Raw genomic sequence first — 15,198 nt, forward strand, 5'->3', positions numbered from 1 at the left:
ATTTGATTTTTGAATTTTTTTTTCTCAAGATTGTTTTTTCATCAAACCTATAGAATCGTTCTCCATATTATTTATTGTTAAGTGAGCTTTAAATCCATTAAACTTGTAAATGGACACTAATCTTTCATAGTAAGTTTCTAGTAATTAATCTCCTTCGTAAATCGGATATTTCGCACCTCGAGTTCATTTAGTTAGGATTACCAACCTGATGATGTTTATTCAAACGACAGATCTTATTCTATTTTATATTCCGATTTTTATCCTCTAGGTTCTTTCTATATAAAGCCTATGCGTATTTTTTCTTTCGGTAAAAAAATGAGTATTAGAAAAGTGTTGACCAATTAGAATTTAAATTTTCAGCTTCTGTAATAAATATTAATCTCTATATTTAGACTAGGAAGTTTTTTGTTGTGTAGTTCTCATACTTATTTATTGAGATACAGAGAATTCTTTCCCAATTTCTAAAAGGTCATCATACATTTATTAATGAAATAAGCATGTACACAAGTTTTGCAATTATATCAGTTATTGTATTATTATACAGTTTACTTGCCGGAAAAATTGAGAAAGCACCACTTAGCGGACCTATGGTGTTTCTTTCTCTTGGTATGATTTTGGGCCCCTTAATATTTCATGTTTTAAATATTCATATCGGATTAGAGCAGTATAAGGTTTTGGCTGAATTTTCGTTAGCGTTGGTTTTATTTACAGATGCAGCTAAATCAAACCTCATAATATTAAAAAGAAATAGGCGAATTCCTTATCACCTGCTACTAATAGGTCTTCCTTTAACAATACTGTTCGGATGGCTAATTGGCATATTTATATTTCCAGATCTCTCATTTGTCGAACTCGCAATTTTAGCAACAATTTTGGCCCCTACTGATGCTGCTCTTGGCGAGCCGGTGGTTAGCAATAAACAAGTACCCACAAAAATACGTGAGGGAATTAATGTTGAAAGTGGCTTAAACGATGGTATTTGTGTGCCAATTTTACTGCTATTAATTACCATGCATTCAATTCAAGCAAATGAGCATATTACAGTAGCGTATGGCATAGGTGTATTTATTAAGCAAATAGGCTTGGGTTTTTTAGTAGGAGCAGGGGTTGTTTTTCTGGCTGAGACTTTGATGAAACAAGGGTTTAATAAAAAGTGGATTGAAGATAGTTGGAAGCCAACCATTATAATAATGATTGCCATTACCTGTTTTACCCTTAGTCAAGCCATTGGCGGAAGTGGTTTTATCGCAGCCTTCGTTGGAGGTTTATTTTTCGATTATCGCTATAAAGATAACAAACCCGAATTGTTGGTTGGAGCGCACGGCTTAGGGAAAATAATGACGGCTATTGTATGGGTGGTTTTCGGAAGTTTAATAACAGTTCATATCATTCATCATATTACTTGGGATATACTGTTGTACGCATTGGCCAGCCTAACAATTATTCGAATAATTCCTGTGTTATTATGCTTGTTGCCCAATCGTTTAACCAAATATCAGAAGTTTTTCATCGCATGGTTTGGTCCACGTGGTTTGGCAAGTATTGTATTTGCAGCTTTAGTCTTAGAAGAAAAATTACCTCACGGAGATATCATTGTATTAACCGCATTTTCTACAATCCTGCTTAGTGTTTTCGCTCACGGAATTTCAGCAGGGCCAATGGCAGCCGTATTTAAACAAAAAGAATAGTTTTTTTAGGGGCTTCCCTTTCAGGTCGGGCTTTTCACTATATCTTTGCTTCGCCATAATGGGCTCACAAAGGATGCCGTTTCAATCCCTAAGCCAACATTCAATCCTAGAATATTTGTAATACTAAATAATTATCAAACCATATTTTAATGTAATTTGAAAACAAAAAGCTACATCTATTCTTATCTTTAATAAATCAGCGTACTAACGAATTTCAATCGTATTTTTGTTAGTCTAGTGCTGATTGGCTAAAACTTACATTATTCAGAAATGAAATTAGATAACGCATCTATTATATTATTCGATGGAAACTGTGGTTTTTGTTCCAAAAGTGTTCTCTTTATTATCAAGCACGATAAAAAGGGTATATTCAAATTTGCGTCACTTCAATCAGAGTTCGGTAAATTAATGCTCGATAAATTTAGTTTAGAGAAAAATACAGAATCAGTAGTTTTAATTAAAAATGGAACGGCCTTTCAAAAATCAACAGCTGCTCTTAAGGTGGCTAAAGAATTTACATGGCCATTAAAATTACTTTATACGTTTATAATCATTCCCCCTTTTATTCGCGACTTTATTTACGATATAATTGCAAAAAATAGACATTACATTTTGCCTAAAAAGCAAGTTTGTAATCTTCATAACACAAAGTATTCTAGTAGGTTTATAAATGTGTAAACGCAAGGGTGAAAAAGTTTGATAGTTAATCAATATCTCGTTAAATTTAGTCTGTCAAAAATAAAAGTACTTTTTGTAGTCACTGAATGGATTTTTTTTCATATTTTCGCGCAATTTTTTTACTGAAAGACTATGGCTAATATCATTAACGAAGTATCAAGGACCTTTAATGAGTACCTTATTATTCCAGGATTAACAACTAAGCAGCATACGCCTGATAATGTTAGTTTGCAAACTCCACTGGTAAAGTTTAAAAGAGGAGAAAAATCGAAAATTACTTTAAATGTACCTTTCGTATCTTCAATTATGCAATCAGTTTCTGATAGCGGAATGGCCATTGCACTTGCTAAGCAAGGTGGCTTATCATTCATTTTTGGTTCTCAGTCAGTTGAAGACCAGGCAAGAATGGTTCGTGAGGTAAAAAACTACAAAGCAGGTTTTGTTGAAAGTAGAGCAAATATTACTCCTGATTCTACTTTAGGTGATATCGTTGCCCTAAAGCAAAAAACAGGTTTTTCTAATATTGGTGTAACATCTGATGGAACTGCAAACGGAAAATTCTTAGGTGTTGTAACAGGTAGAGATTACAGACCAACAAAAGATAGCCACGATAAAAAAGTAAGCGAGTTTATGACGCCTGTAGAGAAAATCATTACAGGTAAGGACGGAATTTCTTTATCAGAAGCTAATGATATAATTTGGGATCATAAATTAAATACACTTCCGATTGTTGATGACGAGGGCAATCTGAAATATTTTGTTTTCCGTAAAGATTACGATAATCACAAACAATATAGCAACGAACTACTAGATGAAAATAAACGTTTGGTTGTTGGTGCAGGAATTAATTCACGTGATCATGAAGAAAGAGTACCTGCCTTAGTTGAAGCAGGGGTTGATGTACTTTGTATCGATTCTTCTGATGGATTCTCAGAGTGGCAAAAAGTAACCATTGAGCAAATTAAAACAAAGCATGGCGAAGACGTACTTGTTGGAGCTGGTAATGTTGTTGACAGAGAAGGCTTTTTATACCTTGCCGAAGCTGGTGCTGATTTTGTGAAAGTTGGTGTTGGTGGTGGTTCTATTTGTATTACACGCGAAACCAAAGGTATTGGTCGTGGCCAAGCAACGGCATTAATTGAAGTAGCTAATGCTCGTGATGATTACTATGCTCGCACAGGAATTTACATTCCAATTTGTTCTGATGGTGGTATTGTACAAGATTACCATATGACTTTAGCACTAGCTATGGGTGCCGACTTTTTAATGATGGGTCGTTATTTTGCACGTTTCGACGAAAGTCCTACTCGTAAATTAGTTGTAGGTGGTAGTTATGTGAAAGAATATTGGGGCGAAGGTTCTAATAGAGCACGTAATTGGCAGCGTTACGATATGGGAGGAAGCAGCAATCTTAAATTTGAAGAAGGTGTGGATAGTTATGTACCATATGCCGGTAAGCTAAAAGATAATTTAGAAATTACATTGGGTAAAGTTAAATCTACTATGTGTAGTGCTGGTGTAATTAATCTTCAAGAACTTCAAACCAATGGTAAATTAACAATGGTTTCATCAACAAGTATTATTGAAGGTGGAGCCCACGATGTTATCGTAAAAGATTCTAACGGAAACTAAATAGATTTCTATAAAATATTATTCTCCTCGTGGCCGAAAAATGCTACGAGGTTTTTTATTTTATATAAATATTGGAGTCGTATATTTACCTGATTCACAGGGCTTATTTTAGGTCTTTATAAATGAGCAAAATGATTGTTTATGTTATAAAATCATTAGCTATTATAAAGAATAGAAAAGTAAGTGGGTGATGTCGGTAAAATTTGTACATTTGTTTTGCTTTTCGGTAAAATGAATGAGCAACTAGCAAGAAAATATTGAAAAAAATTAAAATCATAAAGTATATAAAATGATTATAGAAGCTAAAACTCGTGGGTTTATTTGCTTAACAGCGCACCCAAAAGGATGTGAGCAAAATGTGATCAATCAAATTAATTACGTTAAATCAAAAGGTGAAATAGCCGGACCAAAAAAAGTATTGGTTATTGGTTCATCAACAGGATTTGGTTTAGCATCAAGAATAAGTAGTGCCTACGGATGTGGCGCTTCAACAATAGGAGTTTATTTTGAAAAAGATCCTAAACCAGGAAAACCTGCAAGTGCTGGATGGTATAACACTGCTGCATTTGAAAAAATTGCACAGGCAGATGGTTTATATGCAAAAAGTATAAACGGCGATGCTTTTTCAAAAGAGGTGAAGCAACAAACGATCGACTTAATCAAAGAAGATTTTGGAAAAGTTGATATGGTAGTTTACAGTTTAGCTTCTCCTTTACGTGTTCATCCTGAAACTGGTGTTAAGCACCGTTCAGTATTAAAACCTATAGGAAAGCCTTACACAAATAAAACGGTAGATTTCCATACAGGAGAAGTATCTGAAATTACCATTGAGCCATGTTCAGGTCAAGAGGATATTGACAATACAGTTGCTGTAATGGGTGGCGAAGATTGGGAAATGTGGATTGATGCTCTTAAAGAAGCTGACGTTTTAGAAGAAGGTTTCCTAACAATGGCTTATTCTTACATTGGCCCTGATGTTACAACTCCAATTTACACAAACGGTACTATTGGTCAGGCTAAAAAACACTTGGCAGAAACCGCGAAAGTATTATCTACTAAATTAGAAGGTATTAAAGGTAACGCTTACGTTTCGGTAAATAAAGCACTTGTAACACAAGCTAGTTCTGCAATTCCAGTAATTCCATTATATGTTTCCTTATTATTTAAGGTGATGAAAGAAAAAGGAATTCACGAAGGTTGTATTGAGCAAATACAGCGTTTATACGCTGATAAAATGTTCAAAAATGGCATTGATGTTGATGAGGAAGGTTTTATTCGTGTTGACGATTGGGAAATGCGCGAAGACGTTCAGGAGATTGTTAGTGACCTTTGGGCTAAAGTAGATACTGAATCATTAAAAGAATTAGGTGATTTAAGTATGTACAGCGACGATTTCTATAACCTATTTGGGTTTAAAGTAGAGGGTGTTGAATATGGTACTGATATTGATGAAATGGTTCAAATACCAGGATTACAATAGTAGTACTATACTCCAATAATATATTAAGGGTAGAGATGATTCATTCATTTTCTACCCTTTTTTTGTATGCTCTTGTTTCGTATTAGGGCTTTAGCTTATATTTGCCGCATTGTGAGTAAACAGACTGAAATAGCACCATGGAAGCATAAAAAAGGTTTCGAAACTTTGTTCAATGATCATTATGAATCATTGGTGGCTTACGCCTGCTCGTTTGTTGAGGAGTATGATGCAGCGGAGGAATTGGTACAAGAAGTTTTTTTCAAATTGTGGACGCAACGTGATAAAGTAAATATTAAAAGTACGGTACGTGGTTATTTGTACAGTATGGTTCGTAATGCATCATTAAACTTAATTAAGCATCTCAAAATTACCGAGGAATATAAAAACCACAATAAGCTTAGTATTGAGCAATTTGAACAACAGGTTTCTGATGCTGCTGAACTGAGTGACTTACAAAAAAAGATAAAGCGTAGCATAAATGCTTTACCGCTGCAGCGGAAAAAGATTTTTTTAATGAGTAGGTATGATTGTTTAAAATATCAGCAAATCGCCGATGAATTAGGCATTTCTATTCGCACTGTTGAGAAGCAAATGAGCGCAGCTCTTAAGTTTATGCGCACCGAGTTGGGTGAATTTTTAATGTTGGCTGTATTCTTTTTTAATGGAAATTAAATTAGAGGGTAGGGTAAAAGTAATTTGAGTTGTCGTGTTAATGAGAGATACTAATTAATAATTTTTGGAAGAGCAAAATACACATATTGACGAAGCAAAATTAGTGGCTTTTTTAGAGGGCCATATTACTGCCGAAAGCCGTAAGGAGATACTACTATGGCTTGGCGCAAGTGAGAAAAATCGCTCTTATTTTGAAACCGTAGAGCGTCTTTGGCTCGACTTAGGTAAGATGCCGGAGATTCAAGCTAAAGTTGATAAGCAAAAAGCTTGGAATAAATTAGAGCAACGAATTAAAAGATTTGAAGATAAGGAAGCCAAGCATAAGAAAAGAAAACTAAGCTGGTTTGTGGCTGCGGCTGCGGCATCCATAGCATTAATTATATCACTCTACCTCAAGCCTACTGTCTCACATTCAGAGATGGAAATATATAACTTCGCTAATGCGGATGCTAATACCTCAATTAATGATACGCTTCCTGATGGTTCATTTGTAACTTTAAATACAGATGCTTCTATTCGATATGCGTTGAATAAAAATGCCAACCAAAGAGAAGTCAGTTTAAAAGGTGAAGCCTTTTTTGACGTAAAACATGATGCAGAACGTCCTTTTATCGTGGATGTACCACTCGGGAGCATAAAAGTTTTGGGTACCGAATTTAATGTAGATGCCACGGATACAACGTTTATAAAAGTGGCATTATTAAAAGGGTCGGTGTCTTTAAATTACAAGCGTAATAATAGCTCAGATATAAATATCCTGTTAAAACCTAATGAAGAGGGAATCTTTGATGCCACGGGTGATACTTTATTCAAACGCAGCATGGCGCCGCTCAGCACTTATTGGTTAAATAAACAGATCCATTTTAATAGAACTGAACTCAACGTAGTATTACAAAAGCTTGAAGAGGCTTACTGTGTTGATATTGATTGGAATACTAGTGAATTTACGGATATCTTATTTACCTCTTCGTTTAATGACCAAACAATTGATGAGGTGCTGCAAGTTATTGCCAGTACTTATAACCTAGAATTGCGTACTGTTGCGGATGATCATTTTGTGCTTTCAATAAGAGACAAGGAATAGATGTTTAGTTTTAAAATAAATATAGTTTTAGGGATTCTTGTTGTGTGCAATCTATTTTGTTTCAGCATGAATGGTCAAAGTATGTTGGATACGAAACTATCTATCAATATAAATGAACAAGCTATTGAAGCCGTTTTTAAAGAAATAGAAGATCAGTGTGAAGTTCGTTTTGCTTATAATCCATCTATTTTTGAGGAAGATAAGCTTGTCACTATAACTGTAGAAAACCAAACATTAGAGTATGTTCTTAATCAAATACTAGGTAAAGACATCACCTATAAATTGGTAGGTAAACACTTGGTGTTGCAACTAAGAAACGCCAAGCAAGAAAAAGGAAAGAGTGATGCTTTAAAAGGAACCGTGTTTGATGATGAGGGCAATTTATTAGATGGTGCCATCGTGTTTTCATTGTATCAAAATAAAAGTACCATAAGTAATAATGGAGCCTTTAGTCTAAAAATAAAAAACGATTTAGCTTCTTATGACATCAGTATATCGCACCCAAATTTTAAAGATACACTATTGCATTTTACGCAAGCTCCTGAAGATGCGATCAATGTTTATTTAACACGCTTTGAAAAGGATACGCTGCAGTTTCAGAAATTTGAGAATAAAAGCATCAGCAAATTAGATGTTAAGCCCATTAATAATATTGGTATTGTTGATTTTGTGGTTCCTGAAAAAAAGCGTTATATATCAAGCTACCTGCCATTATTAGAAACTGTACCAGGTCAGGTTTCAGTAATTCCATCCGTCAGCACCAATGCTTTGCATAGTGGTACTGTTAAAAGTAAAATATCACTGAATGTTTTAGGAGGATATACAGCTGGAGTAGATGGTATTGAACTAGGAGGCTTGTTTAATATAAACTTGGGTGGAGTAAATGGTTTGCAAGCTGCTGGCTTATTTAATATTCTAGGTGAAAGTGTTAATGGTTTACAGACTTCGGGTATTTATAATTTGAGCCAAGGAAATATGCGTGGCTTACAAGCTGCAGGAGTTGTAAATACAACCCTTGGTAAAGTTGATGGAATGCAAGTTTCTGGCTTGTTGAGTTATGCCGGTTCAGATGCCAACATTCAGATATCCGGACTGCAATCGGTGGCAAAAAATAATAGTATCCAGGTTTCTGGTTTAGGCAATACATCTAAATCGACAAAAGGAGTACAAATAGCGGGTGTTTATAATATAGCCGACTCTTTAGCCAACGGTATTCAGGTGAGTGGGGTTTTTAATAAAACAAAGGTTCTCAAAGGTCTTCAAGTCGGATTGGTAAATTACAGTGATACCATCGAAAATGGTCTGCCAATCGGCCTCGTTAACATCACCCGTAAGGGATATCAGCGTTTGCAAATAGAAACAAATGAGTTATACTATGCTGACTTGGCTTTAAAGACCGGTTCGGAGCACATATATAGTATTTTAAAAGTAGGGGCAGGTAGTATTTCTGACGTGGGTTTTGGCATTGGCTTTCAGAGCAGCCCTTATAAAACAGTAGCCCTTAATTTAGATATGGTGGCCTCCGCAGCTTTTGATACCGAAAGAATTAATGAAGCCAACCTGCCTTTTTATGGTGGCTTGTTTAAAACATCTCTGTCGCTTGGTTTTAATTTACGCAATGGAATGGGCTGTTACCTTGGTCCTAGCTTTAATATATTTGTGCCTAATAGCAAGGACTTGAGCCACCTTGAGTTTCATGGAGCCATACCAGAAGAATTGTATTATGGGCAGCATATTATTCAATCATCTTATCAAGATGGAGTTGCTAAAGCTTGGCTTGGCTGGCAATTTGGTTTGCGCTTTTAATGTTTAAATAAAGAAGAGGGTGTCCAAAAAATACTATTTCACGCTAAGAACGCCAAGGATTTTGCGAATAAAGCAAAGCTTATTGTCTTGTTATTTAAGCTATTGTGTTCTTTGTGTTTTTTTGCTTTGCGAACTTTGGTGAAATGTAATGCTTTCTGGACAGCCCTTATTAACCTTTATTTTTTCTTAACTGTGATTTGTAATTTTTCTAGATGTTGCGGTTTGTCGTAAAGGGCAACTTTAGCTATTTGTTTAAAGTCGTGCATCCAATCATTAAGCTTATCAAGCATTTGATCTCTATCAACGGTGGCTTGTTGTGCTTCGCCTTTTTCAAGCATAATTTGTTGCTGGTAGCTTGCTGTTTTATTCACTTTATTTAACGAACTCTCAAGTCTTTCGGCGGTACAACCAAAATTGCTGGCTTTGGCAAGCCAAACTTCATTACCTAATAAAATTTGATAAAAATTAATCATCTGATTTATAGCACTACTGAAGGTGCGTTCACGTTTGCCATTTAGTTTAAGTGTAAAATAGGCATCTAAATCATTTTTAAAGACCACACGGCATACGCTCAGATGTTGCAGGTATTCTTGTTGAGACTTTTCTAACTCATTAGTTTTACTTTCTTGCGCTTTGACCACATCACCATATTCTTTAAAATACGTTTGATTGGCGGTAATTGCTTCCTTTAAAATTAGCTCGCCAGTGCCTAACTTTTCAGGGGTATAACCAAATTGGCTTAGGGATGCTGAAATGTCGGCATCGTTAATCGAATTATTAATTCTTAGTGTAGATTTTTGAATGAGTTCATCGATTTTAGCATTTGTTTTAATCATTTTTCCAGTATTAAGGTTTAATTTATAACTGTAGTCCCTCCTTTTAAGCGGGATCTGTATTTTTTATATTGGGATCACTTTATTCTGGTTTTGTACCAACTTTTCAGTTTCTGTACCACTTACTTTTGCTTCCGTACCATCATATTTTGGTATTGTACCACTTACTTTTCTCTTGTACCGTTTGATTTTGCTTTTGTACCGTTTTTTTGTGCTTATGTACTTGGTACAGGAGCAGAATTTAATGGTACAAGAGTAAAAAAATCTGGTGCAAATAGAGAAAAAGGAATTTACAGAGTGTAGATTGTTGGTGTAATGGCTACTAATTTGACGAGTAGTAATGAGAAATTTGGGTTTTTCATAATATAGGTTTGTTTTATATAGGTATATGTTTTTAAATGAGCGGCTAAGTTAGTTTTATTATTAATAATTGCAAATTTTATTCCGTATTATGTTTTGTGTGAGTGATTGCAGCGGCATCCTTTTTGGCCTTTTTCGGGCCAAAAAGATATAGCGAAAAGCACGACCCGCAGGGGCACACCCTAATTAAATTTAAAAAAACTTTAGGTGGAGGGGTGGGGGAAAATTGTTTTGAGTTGTCGTGATAATGAAAGGCGCTTAAAACAATTTATTATTAAGATTAGGAAAATGAAAACAAGAATTATAACAGTGTTGGTATGGGTTATTTTATTTATGCCAAATATAAATGCTCAGAAGTCGGATAGTATTTTGGTATCAAAAACAGACTCAATTGCCATGCCTAAAGCACAGGCTACTATTATTTATCCGTGGGGAACCAACGGCGAGGCATCGATGACGAAAGCGAATAATGTATCGTTTAACTTGTTTTATGGTGTAAACGGAGGTTTAGATGGTGTCGAACTTGGTGGCATAGGAAATCATAATTTAGGAGATGTAAAGGGTGCTCAGTTTGCCGGCGTTAGTAATATTACAAAGGGTAAAACTACGGGTGCCGCTTTTGCAACGGCAGTAAATGTATCAAGTGATTCGGTGCGCGGTGCATTATTTTCAGGAGGTGTTAATTATTACCAGCATAGTTTGAATGGAGCTGTTTTTGCACCTGTTAATGTGGGTGTAGGCAATGCAAAAGGTGCGCAGTTTGGTGTGGTTAATGTGCAAAGTAAGCGTGTGGATGGAGCTCAGGTGGGCGTAGTAAATTATGCCACAAATGTGAGTGGATCGCAAATTGGTGTGGTAAATACTAGCGATAGTATTTCAAGCAGTTTTCAGTTGGGTGTGGTGAATTATGCTACCAAAGCAAGCGGTTCGCAGCTGGGTGTGGTGAATGTTGTGGGCAATGATGATGGTGTTGTGCCTATTGGTTTATTTAGCGTGGTTGGCAATGGTTATTTTGGTTTGGAGCTGAGTACTTCTGAAATTTACCATACTACGCTGCAATATAAAATGGGTGTGGATGCTTTTTATAATATATTCTCGGTAGGTCTTCTCGACTATTCAAATTTATCGCAGTATTCTGTTGGTTATGGTGTGGGTACGCAAAAAAGATTGGGTAAGCATCATTTATTAGGAATTGAATTGGTGGGGCACCAAATTGTTGAGGATAATGAATGGGATGTGGTTAATGTTTTGGGTCAGATTAATTTGGATTATACTTTCTTAATTACTCAGAATATTGGCATAACCTTCGGCCCAAGTATTAATGGATATTATACCGAGCTTAATAACGGCGGACAATGGGGAAATATTGATATGCCCTACGATCCGGTTTTAGAGCATGAGTTTGATAGAGGAAAACTGTTTGGATGGATTGGTTTAAACGCAGGTTTAACCATTAGATTTTAGTGATTGATTGAGTGTATAACATTGATTTGAAGCAATAACAAACATTATAATAGAAATACTATGAAAACGAAGATTTGCTCATTAGCAATTATAGTAATCGCAGTTTTATCATTTACATCGTGCGAGAAAATAAGCGGTGAAGGTCCTGTTGTAACACAAGAATTAGATATAGATTATTTTACAGGAGTTAGTAATAATACCTCGCATACAGTTAGCATTAATTATGGCGATGCCTTAAAAGTTACAGCAAAAGGAGAGGCTAATATTATTGATAGAATAGAAACTTATATTGATAATGGCGTGTGGAATTTTGAACTTAAAAATGGGAACTACAAAAACTATAGCTTAAGTATTGAAATTACAATGCCAGAAATTAATTATGCGCAAATGAATGGTTCGGGTAAAATTGATGTTTCGGATATGTTGGCTACCGATGTTACCGAGGAGTTGACTTTAAAACACAATGGCTCGGGCCGATTAAATGTTTCTAATATGGAAGGTTATGCGGCTATATATTGTAAAGGTCAGGGTAGTGGTTCTATTACATTATCAGATATTACTATGGATGGTTCCGAACTTAAGTTAGAGAACTCGGGAAGCGGAAATATTAAAATTAGTAATAGTACCCTAATTGCCAATCAGTTTTATGCCAAGTCGGAAGGCAGTGGAGAGATTACTATTAAATCATCCGACGATTCGTTTTTTAATGTGGCAGATGTAAACTCTAGTGGATCGGGTTCAATAGACGTAGTGAGTGCTGTTGTGAGTAAATGGTCTTCAACACAAAATGGATCGGGCAGCGTTAAAGCGCATGTAAAAGACGAATTGAGTGTTACCATAAACGGATCAGGAAGCTTTAAATATAAAGGAAACCCAACCATTTTAAAACAAGAAGAAAATGCCTCGGGTAGTGTTGGCCGACTATAGTAATACCAAAAACACCATTTTTTATTTATCAATCATTTAATAATGTATTTGGTATAAATTGTTTGTTTTTAGCATGCTCTGCACCTTACAATTGAGAGGGATTACTTTATGGCGATACCTGAAACGATCTCAAGACAAGAATAAGTCATTTATAATTGATAACAAAAAGAATAGCGTAACTGCATTGTGGTTGCGCTTTCTTGTTAGCAAACAATTACCTACATTTACGGTCTAACATAATCTTTAATAATGATGAAAAATTTGAAAACAATTAAAACATCAGCTCTGATGTTATTCTGTGCGCTTACTATGTTTTTTACGGCTTGTTCTAAAGACGATGATCCTAAATTCTCAATTGTGGGCCTATGGTCTTTTATTGAAGCTGATGCAGAAATCTATGTTAACGGAAAGGACTTTGTATCCTATATGGTTGATGCAGGTGTGCCTTCTGCTTTTGCTAAAGAAGCTTATAATCAATTTAAAGTCCAAATTGAACTAGCAGATTTTGGTGATATTGAATTTAAAGCTGATGGTACTTTTGCACAAACAGATCCAGATACTAATGAAACTTATACTGGAACTTGGGAAGTTAATGACGATAATACTGAATTAACATTAAAAGATTCAGTTGAGGTAGTTAATTTTGAGATCACTAAACTTACAGAAACCGAACTTCATATTGCAGCTTCAGAATCGCAGAAAGAAGATATTGATGGAGATGGTAAATTAGATACCATTAAAGTTCAGATGGTATTTTCATTAGAGAAATAAATTTAAATATTATAGAATTAATAGCGTAACTGCATAGTGGTTACGCTTTTTTTATGCCCAATTTTAGAGGGATACAAGTTTTGAAACTAAAAAAGTAGTTGAATAATTTGTTCAACTAAAATATTAGTTATAAGTTTGAACTATTAATTTAGTTGAACGATGAAGGAATTAACAAAAGCAGAAGAACAGGTAATGCAGCAACTTTGGAATTTGGGCGAAACCAATGTAAAAAGCATTATTGAACAAATGTCGGAACCCAAGCCGGCATATAATACAGTATCCACCATAGTTAGGATTTTAGAAAACAAAGGTTTTGTAGATCATAAAAAGGTAGGCAAAGGATATGTGTATTTTGCCATTGTTACCAAAGAAGCTTATAAAAAGAAGTTTATGAAGCGTTTTATGTCGCATTACTTCCAAGATTCACTTAAAGATTTTGTTTCCTTTTTTGCTAAAGAAGATAAGATGGATATAAGTCAGTTGGAAGAGCTAATGAACGAAGTTAAAAACGATTTAAAAAATAAGGAGGATTAATATGGAAACCTTTATAGCATATCTTATAGAATCCGCTTTAATATTAGGAATATTAACCCTCTTTTATAAGTCGTTTTTGCACAACGAAACGCTTTTTAAATTCAATAGGTTTTACCTACTGATGTCTGTTGTTCTGGCAACAGTAGTGCCCTTTTTAAGTTTTTCTTTAGGTACCACAAGTGCTGGAGTGGAGGCAGATAATTTTAGTAATTTACTGGGTACGGTTAATGTTTACGCCAATAATGTGCGCGAGTTAATTGTGCCTGTAGTAGCTAAAAGTAACATGTTTAAACTCCTTTATGTGTTGGGAGCAGTGGCACTGTTGTGTAGGTTGCTTTGGGGATTTATCCGATTGGGCGGATTATCTAAAAAAGCAAGCTGGACAAAGGAGAATGGTGTTAGAGTGGCCAATTTGCCTGGGCGCTTTAATCCTTTCTCGTTCTTTCAAATTATTTTTGTGAATCAAACCCTTTACTCTTCGTCCGATTTAGAGAAAATAATGATTCACGAAAAAGCCCACGTTCGATTAAAACATTCTGTTGATGTTATACTGTTTGAGCTACTATTAATAGTTCAGTGGTTTAACCCCTTTGTATGGTTCACTAAATTTTTATTAAAGGAGTTACACGAGTTTCAAGCCGATAAAACTGTATTAAAAAGCGGTATGCATGTTGGCGAGTATAAATTGTTGTTGCTTAACCAGGTCACAGGTGCCCGCTTGTTTCCGGTTAACAACCTAAATCAGAGTATCACTAAAAAACGATTTAAGATGATGACTAATAAAACACTAAAAAATATATTACTGATAAAATCAATTATGGCAGTGGCCATGTTGGTATGTATAACTGCTTTTTTTGCTTGCACAAATAGCGATGAAGGGCCTGAATTTGATATGACTAATTCAGGGCAGTCAGATGTTGAACAGGTTGATATACTAGATGACACTACATTTAAAATTGTAGAAGTTATGCCACAATACCCAGGGGGAGATTTAGGTTTAAGAGAGTATATTGCGTCCAATGTTCGTTATCCTGAGGATGCTCAGAAACAAGGCAAAGAAGGTAGAGCGTATGTGCTATTTGTGGTGGGTAATGATGGTAAAGTAAAGGATGCTAAGATTGCCAGATCAGCTGGTTTTGCTTCAATTGATGAAGAGGCTGTTAGGGTGGTTTCAGCTATGCCAGATTGGAAACCAGGTATGCAAGGAGGAAAGTATGTGAATGTTGAATTTACTGTTCCAATTAATTTTGTACTTAGAAAATAGAGTGA

The 15,198-nt window shown here is 35.3% G+C and carries 13 protein-coding genes; 12 read left to right on the forward strand and 1 reads right to left on the reverse strand.

The window, feature by feature from the left end; all coding sequences use genetic code 11:
- Positions 1-497: 497 nt before the first annotated feature.
- The 7 genes from QMO11_RS02115 to QMO11_RS02145 all read left to right on the forward strand — a co-directional run bounded on the left by QMO11_RS02115 (position 498) and on the right by QMO11_RS02145 (position 9,040).
- Positions 498-1,688 (forward strand): cation:proton antiporter, encoded by a 1,191-nt coding sequence (locus QMO11_RS02115; protein WP_282035815.1) that lies wholly within the window; start codon positions 498-500, stop codon positions 1,686-1,688.
- Positions 1,689-1,958: 270 nt separating this feature from the next.
- Positions 1,959-2,366 carry a thiol-disulfide oxidoreductase DCC family protein gene (locus QMO11_RS02120; RefSeq protein ID WP_282035816.1) on the forward strand — a complete coding sequence of 136 codons (408 nt, stop codon included), beginning with the start codon at positions 1,959-1,961 and terminating at the stop codon, positions 2,364-2,366.
- Between the two features lie 132 nt (positions 2,367-2,498).
- Positions 2,499-3,998 carry an IMP dehydrogenase gene (locus QMO11_RS02125; RefSeq protein WP_282035817.1) on the forward strand — a complete coding sequence of 500 codons (1,500 nt, stop codon included), beginning with the start codon at positions 2,499-2,501 and terminating at the stop codon, positions 3,996-3,998.
- A 289-nt stretch (positions 3,999-4,287) separates the two neighbouring features.
- Positions 4,288-5,478 (forward strand): enoyl-ACP reductase FabV, encoded by a 1,191-nt coding sequence (gene fabV / locus QMO11_RS02130; RefSeq protein ID WP_068472944.1) that lies wholly within the window; start codon positions 4,288-4,290, stop codon positions 5,476-5,478.
- Positions 5,479-5,589: 111 nt separating this feature from the next.
- A complete protein-coding gene (locus tag QMO11_RS02135) occupies positions 5,590-6,150 on the forward strand; it encodes an RNA polymerase sigma-70 factor (protein WP_282035818.1) in 561 nt (186 codons plus the stop codon).
- 64 nt (positions 6,151-6,214) lie between these two features.
- Entirely contained in the window at positions 6,215-7,234 is a 1,020-nt protein-coding gene (locus tag QMO11_RS02140) for a FecR family protein (RefSeq protein WP_282035819.1), read from the forward strand.
- 81 nt (positions 7,235-7,315) lie between these two features.
- Positions 7,316-9,040, forward strand: a complete 1,725-nt coding sequence (locus tag QMO11_RS02145) for an STN domain-containing protein (protein ID WP_282035820.1) — start codon at positions 7,316-7,318, stop codon at positions 9,038-9,040.
- 176 nt (positions 9,041-9,216) lie between these two features.
- Here the strand turns inward: QMO11_RS02145 and QMO11_RS02150 are convergent, their stop codons facing one another.
- Entirely contained in the window at positions 9,217-9,876 is a 660-nt protein-coding gene (locus QMO11_RS02150) for a PQLLE family protein (RefSeq protein WP_282035821.1), read from the reverse strand.
- A 645-nt stretch (positions 9,877-10,521) separates the two neighbouring features.
- Between QMO11_RS02150 and QMO11_RS02155 the strand changes: the two genes are divergently transcribed.
- From QMO11_RS02155 to QMO11_RS02175, 5 genes are all read left to right on the forward strand, one after another.
- Positions 10,522-11,697: an LA_2272 family surface repeat-containing protein gene (locus QMO11_RS02155; protein WP_282035822.1), complete on the forward strand. Its 1,176-nt coding sequence runs from the start codon at positions 10,522-10,524 to the stop codon at positions 11,695-11,697.
- Between the two features lie 60 nt (positions 11,698-11,757).
- Positions 11,758-12,624 carry a GIN domain-containing protein gene (locus tag QMO11_RS02160; protein WP_282035823.1) on the forward strand — a complete coding sequence of 289 codons (867 nt, stop codon included), beginning with the start codon at positions 11,758-11,760 and terminating at the stop codon, positions 12,622-12,624.
- Positions 12,625-12,873: 249 nt separating this feature from the next.
- Positions 12,874-13,395, forward strand: a complete 522-nt coding sequence (locus QMO11_RS02165) for a lipocalin family protein (protein ID WP_282035824.1) — start codon at positions 12,874-12,876, stop codon at positions 13,393-13,395.
- 159 nt (positions 13,396-13,554) lie between these two features.
- Positions 13,555-13,929 (forward strand): BlaI/MecI/CopY family transcriptional regulator, encoded by a 375-nt coding sequence (locus QMO11_RS02170; RefSeq protein WP_282035825.1) that lies wholly within the window; start codon positions 13,555-13,557, stop codon positions 13,927-13,929.
- Between the two features lies 1 nt (position 13,930).
- Entirely contained in the window at positions 13,931-15,193 is a 1,263-nt protein-coding gene (locus QMO11_RS02175) for a M56 family metallopeptidase (RefSeq protein WP_282035826.1), read from the forward strand.
- Positions 15,194-15,198 lie beyond the last annotated feature (5 nt).

This window comes from Saccharicrinis aurantiacus (assembly GCF_947489045.1).
GTDB lineage: Bacteria > Bacteroidota > Bacteroidia > Bacteroidales > Marinilabiliaceae > Saccharicrinis > Saccharicrinis aurantiacus.

What these genes read in the sequence shown, in the direction of transcription:
- QMO11_RS02115 (WP_282035815.1), top strand. Translation starts at nt 498, where the DNA reads ATGTACACAAGTTTTGCAATTATATCAGTTATTGTATTATTATACAGT.
- QMO11_RS02120 (WP_282035816.1), top strand. Translation starts at nt 1,959, where the DNA reads ATGAAATTAGATAACGCATCTATTATATTATTCGATGGAAACTGTGGT.
- QMO11_RS02125 (WP_282035817.1), top strand. Translation starts at nt 2,499, where the DNA reads ATGGCTAATATCATTAACGAAGTATCAAGGACCTTTAATGAGTACCTT.
- fabV (WP_068472944.1), top strand. Translation starts at nt 4,288, where the DNA reads ATGATTATAGAAGCTAAAACTCGTGGGTTTATTTGCTTAACAGCGCAC.
- QMO11_RS02145 (WP_282035820.1), top strand. Translation starts at nt 7,316, where the DNA reads ATGTTGGATACGAAACTATCTATCAATATAAATGAACAAGCTATTGAA.
- QMO11_RS02150 (WP_282035821.1), bottom strand. Translation starts at nt 9,876, where the DNA reads ATGATTAAAACAAATGCTAAAATCGATGAACTCATTCAAAAATCTACA.
- QMO11_RS02155 (WP_282035822.1), top strand. Translation starts at nt 10,522, where the DNA reads ATGAAAACAAGAATTATAACAGTGTTGGTATGGGTTATTTTATTTATG.
- QMO11_RS02160 (WP_282035823.1), top strand. Translation starts at nt 11,758, where the DNA reads ATGAAAACGAAGATTTGCTCATTAGCAATTATAGTAATCGCAGTTTTA.
- QMO11_RS02165 (WP_282035824.1), top strand. Translation starts at nt 12,874, where the DNA reads ATGATGAAAAATTTGAAAACAATTAAAACATCAGCTCTGATGTTATTC.
- QMO11_RS02170 (WP_282035825.1), top strand. Translation starts at nt 13,555, where the DNA reads ATGAAGGAATTAACAAAAGCAGAAGAACAGGTAATGCAGCAACTTTGG.
- QMO11_RS02175 (WP_282035826.1), top strand. Translation starts at nt 13,931, where the DNA reads ATGGAAACCTTTATAGCATATCTTATAGAATCCGCTTTAATATTAGGA.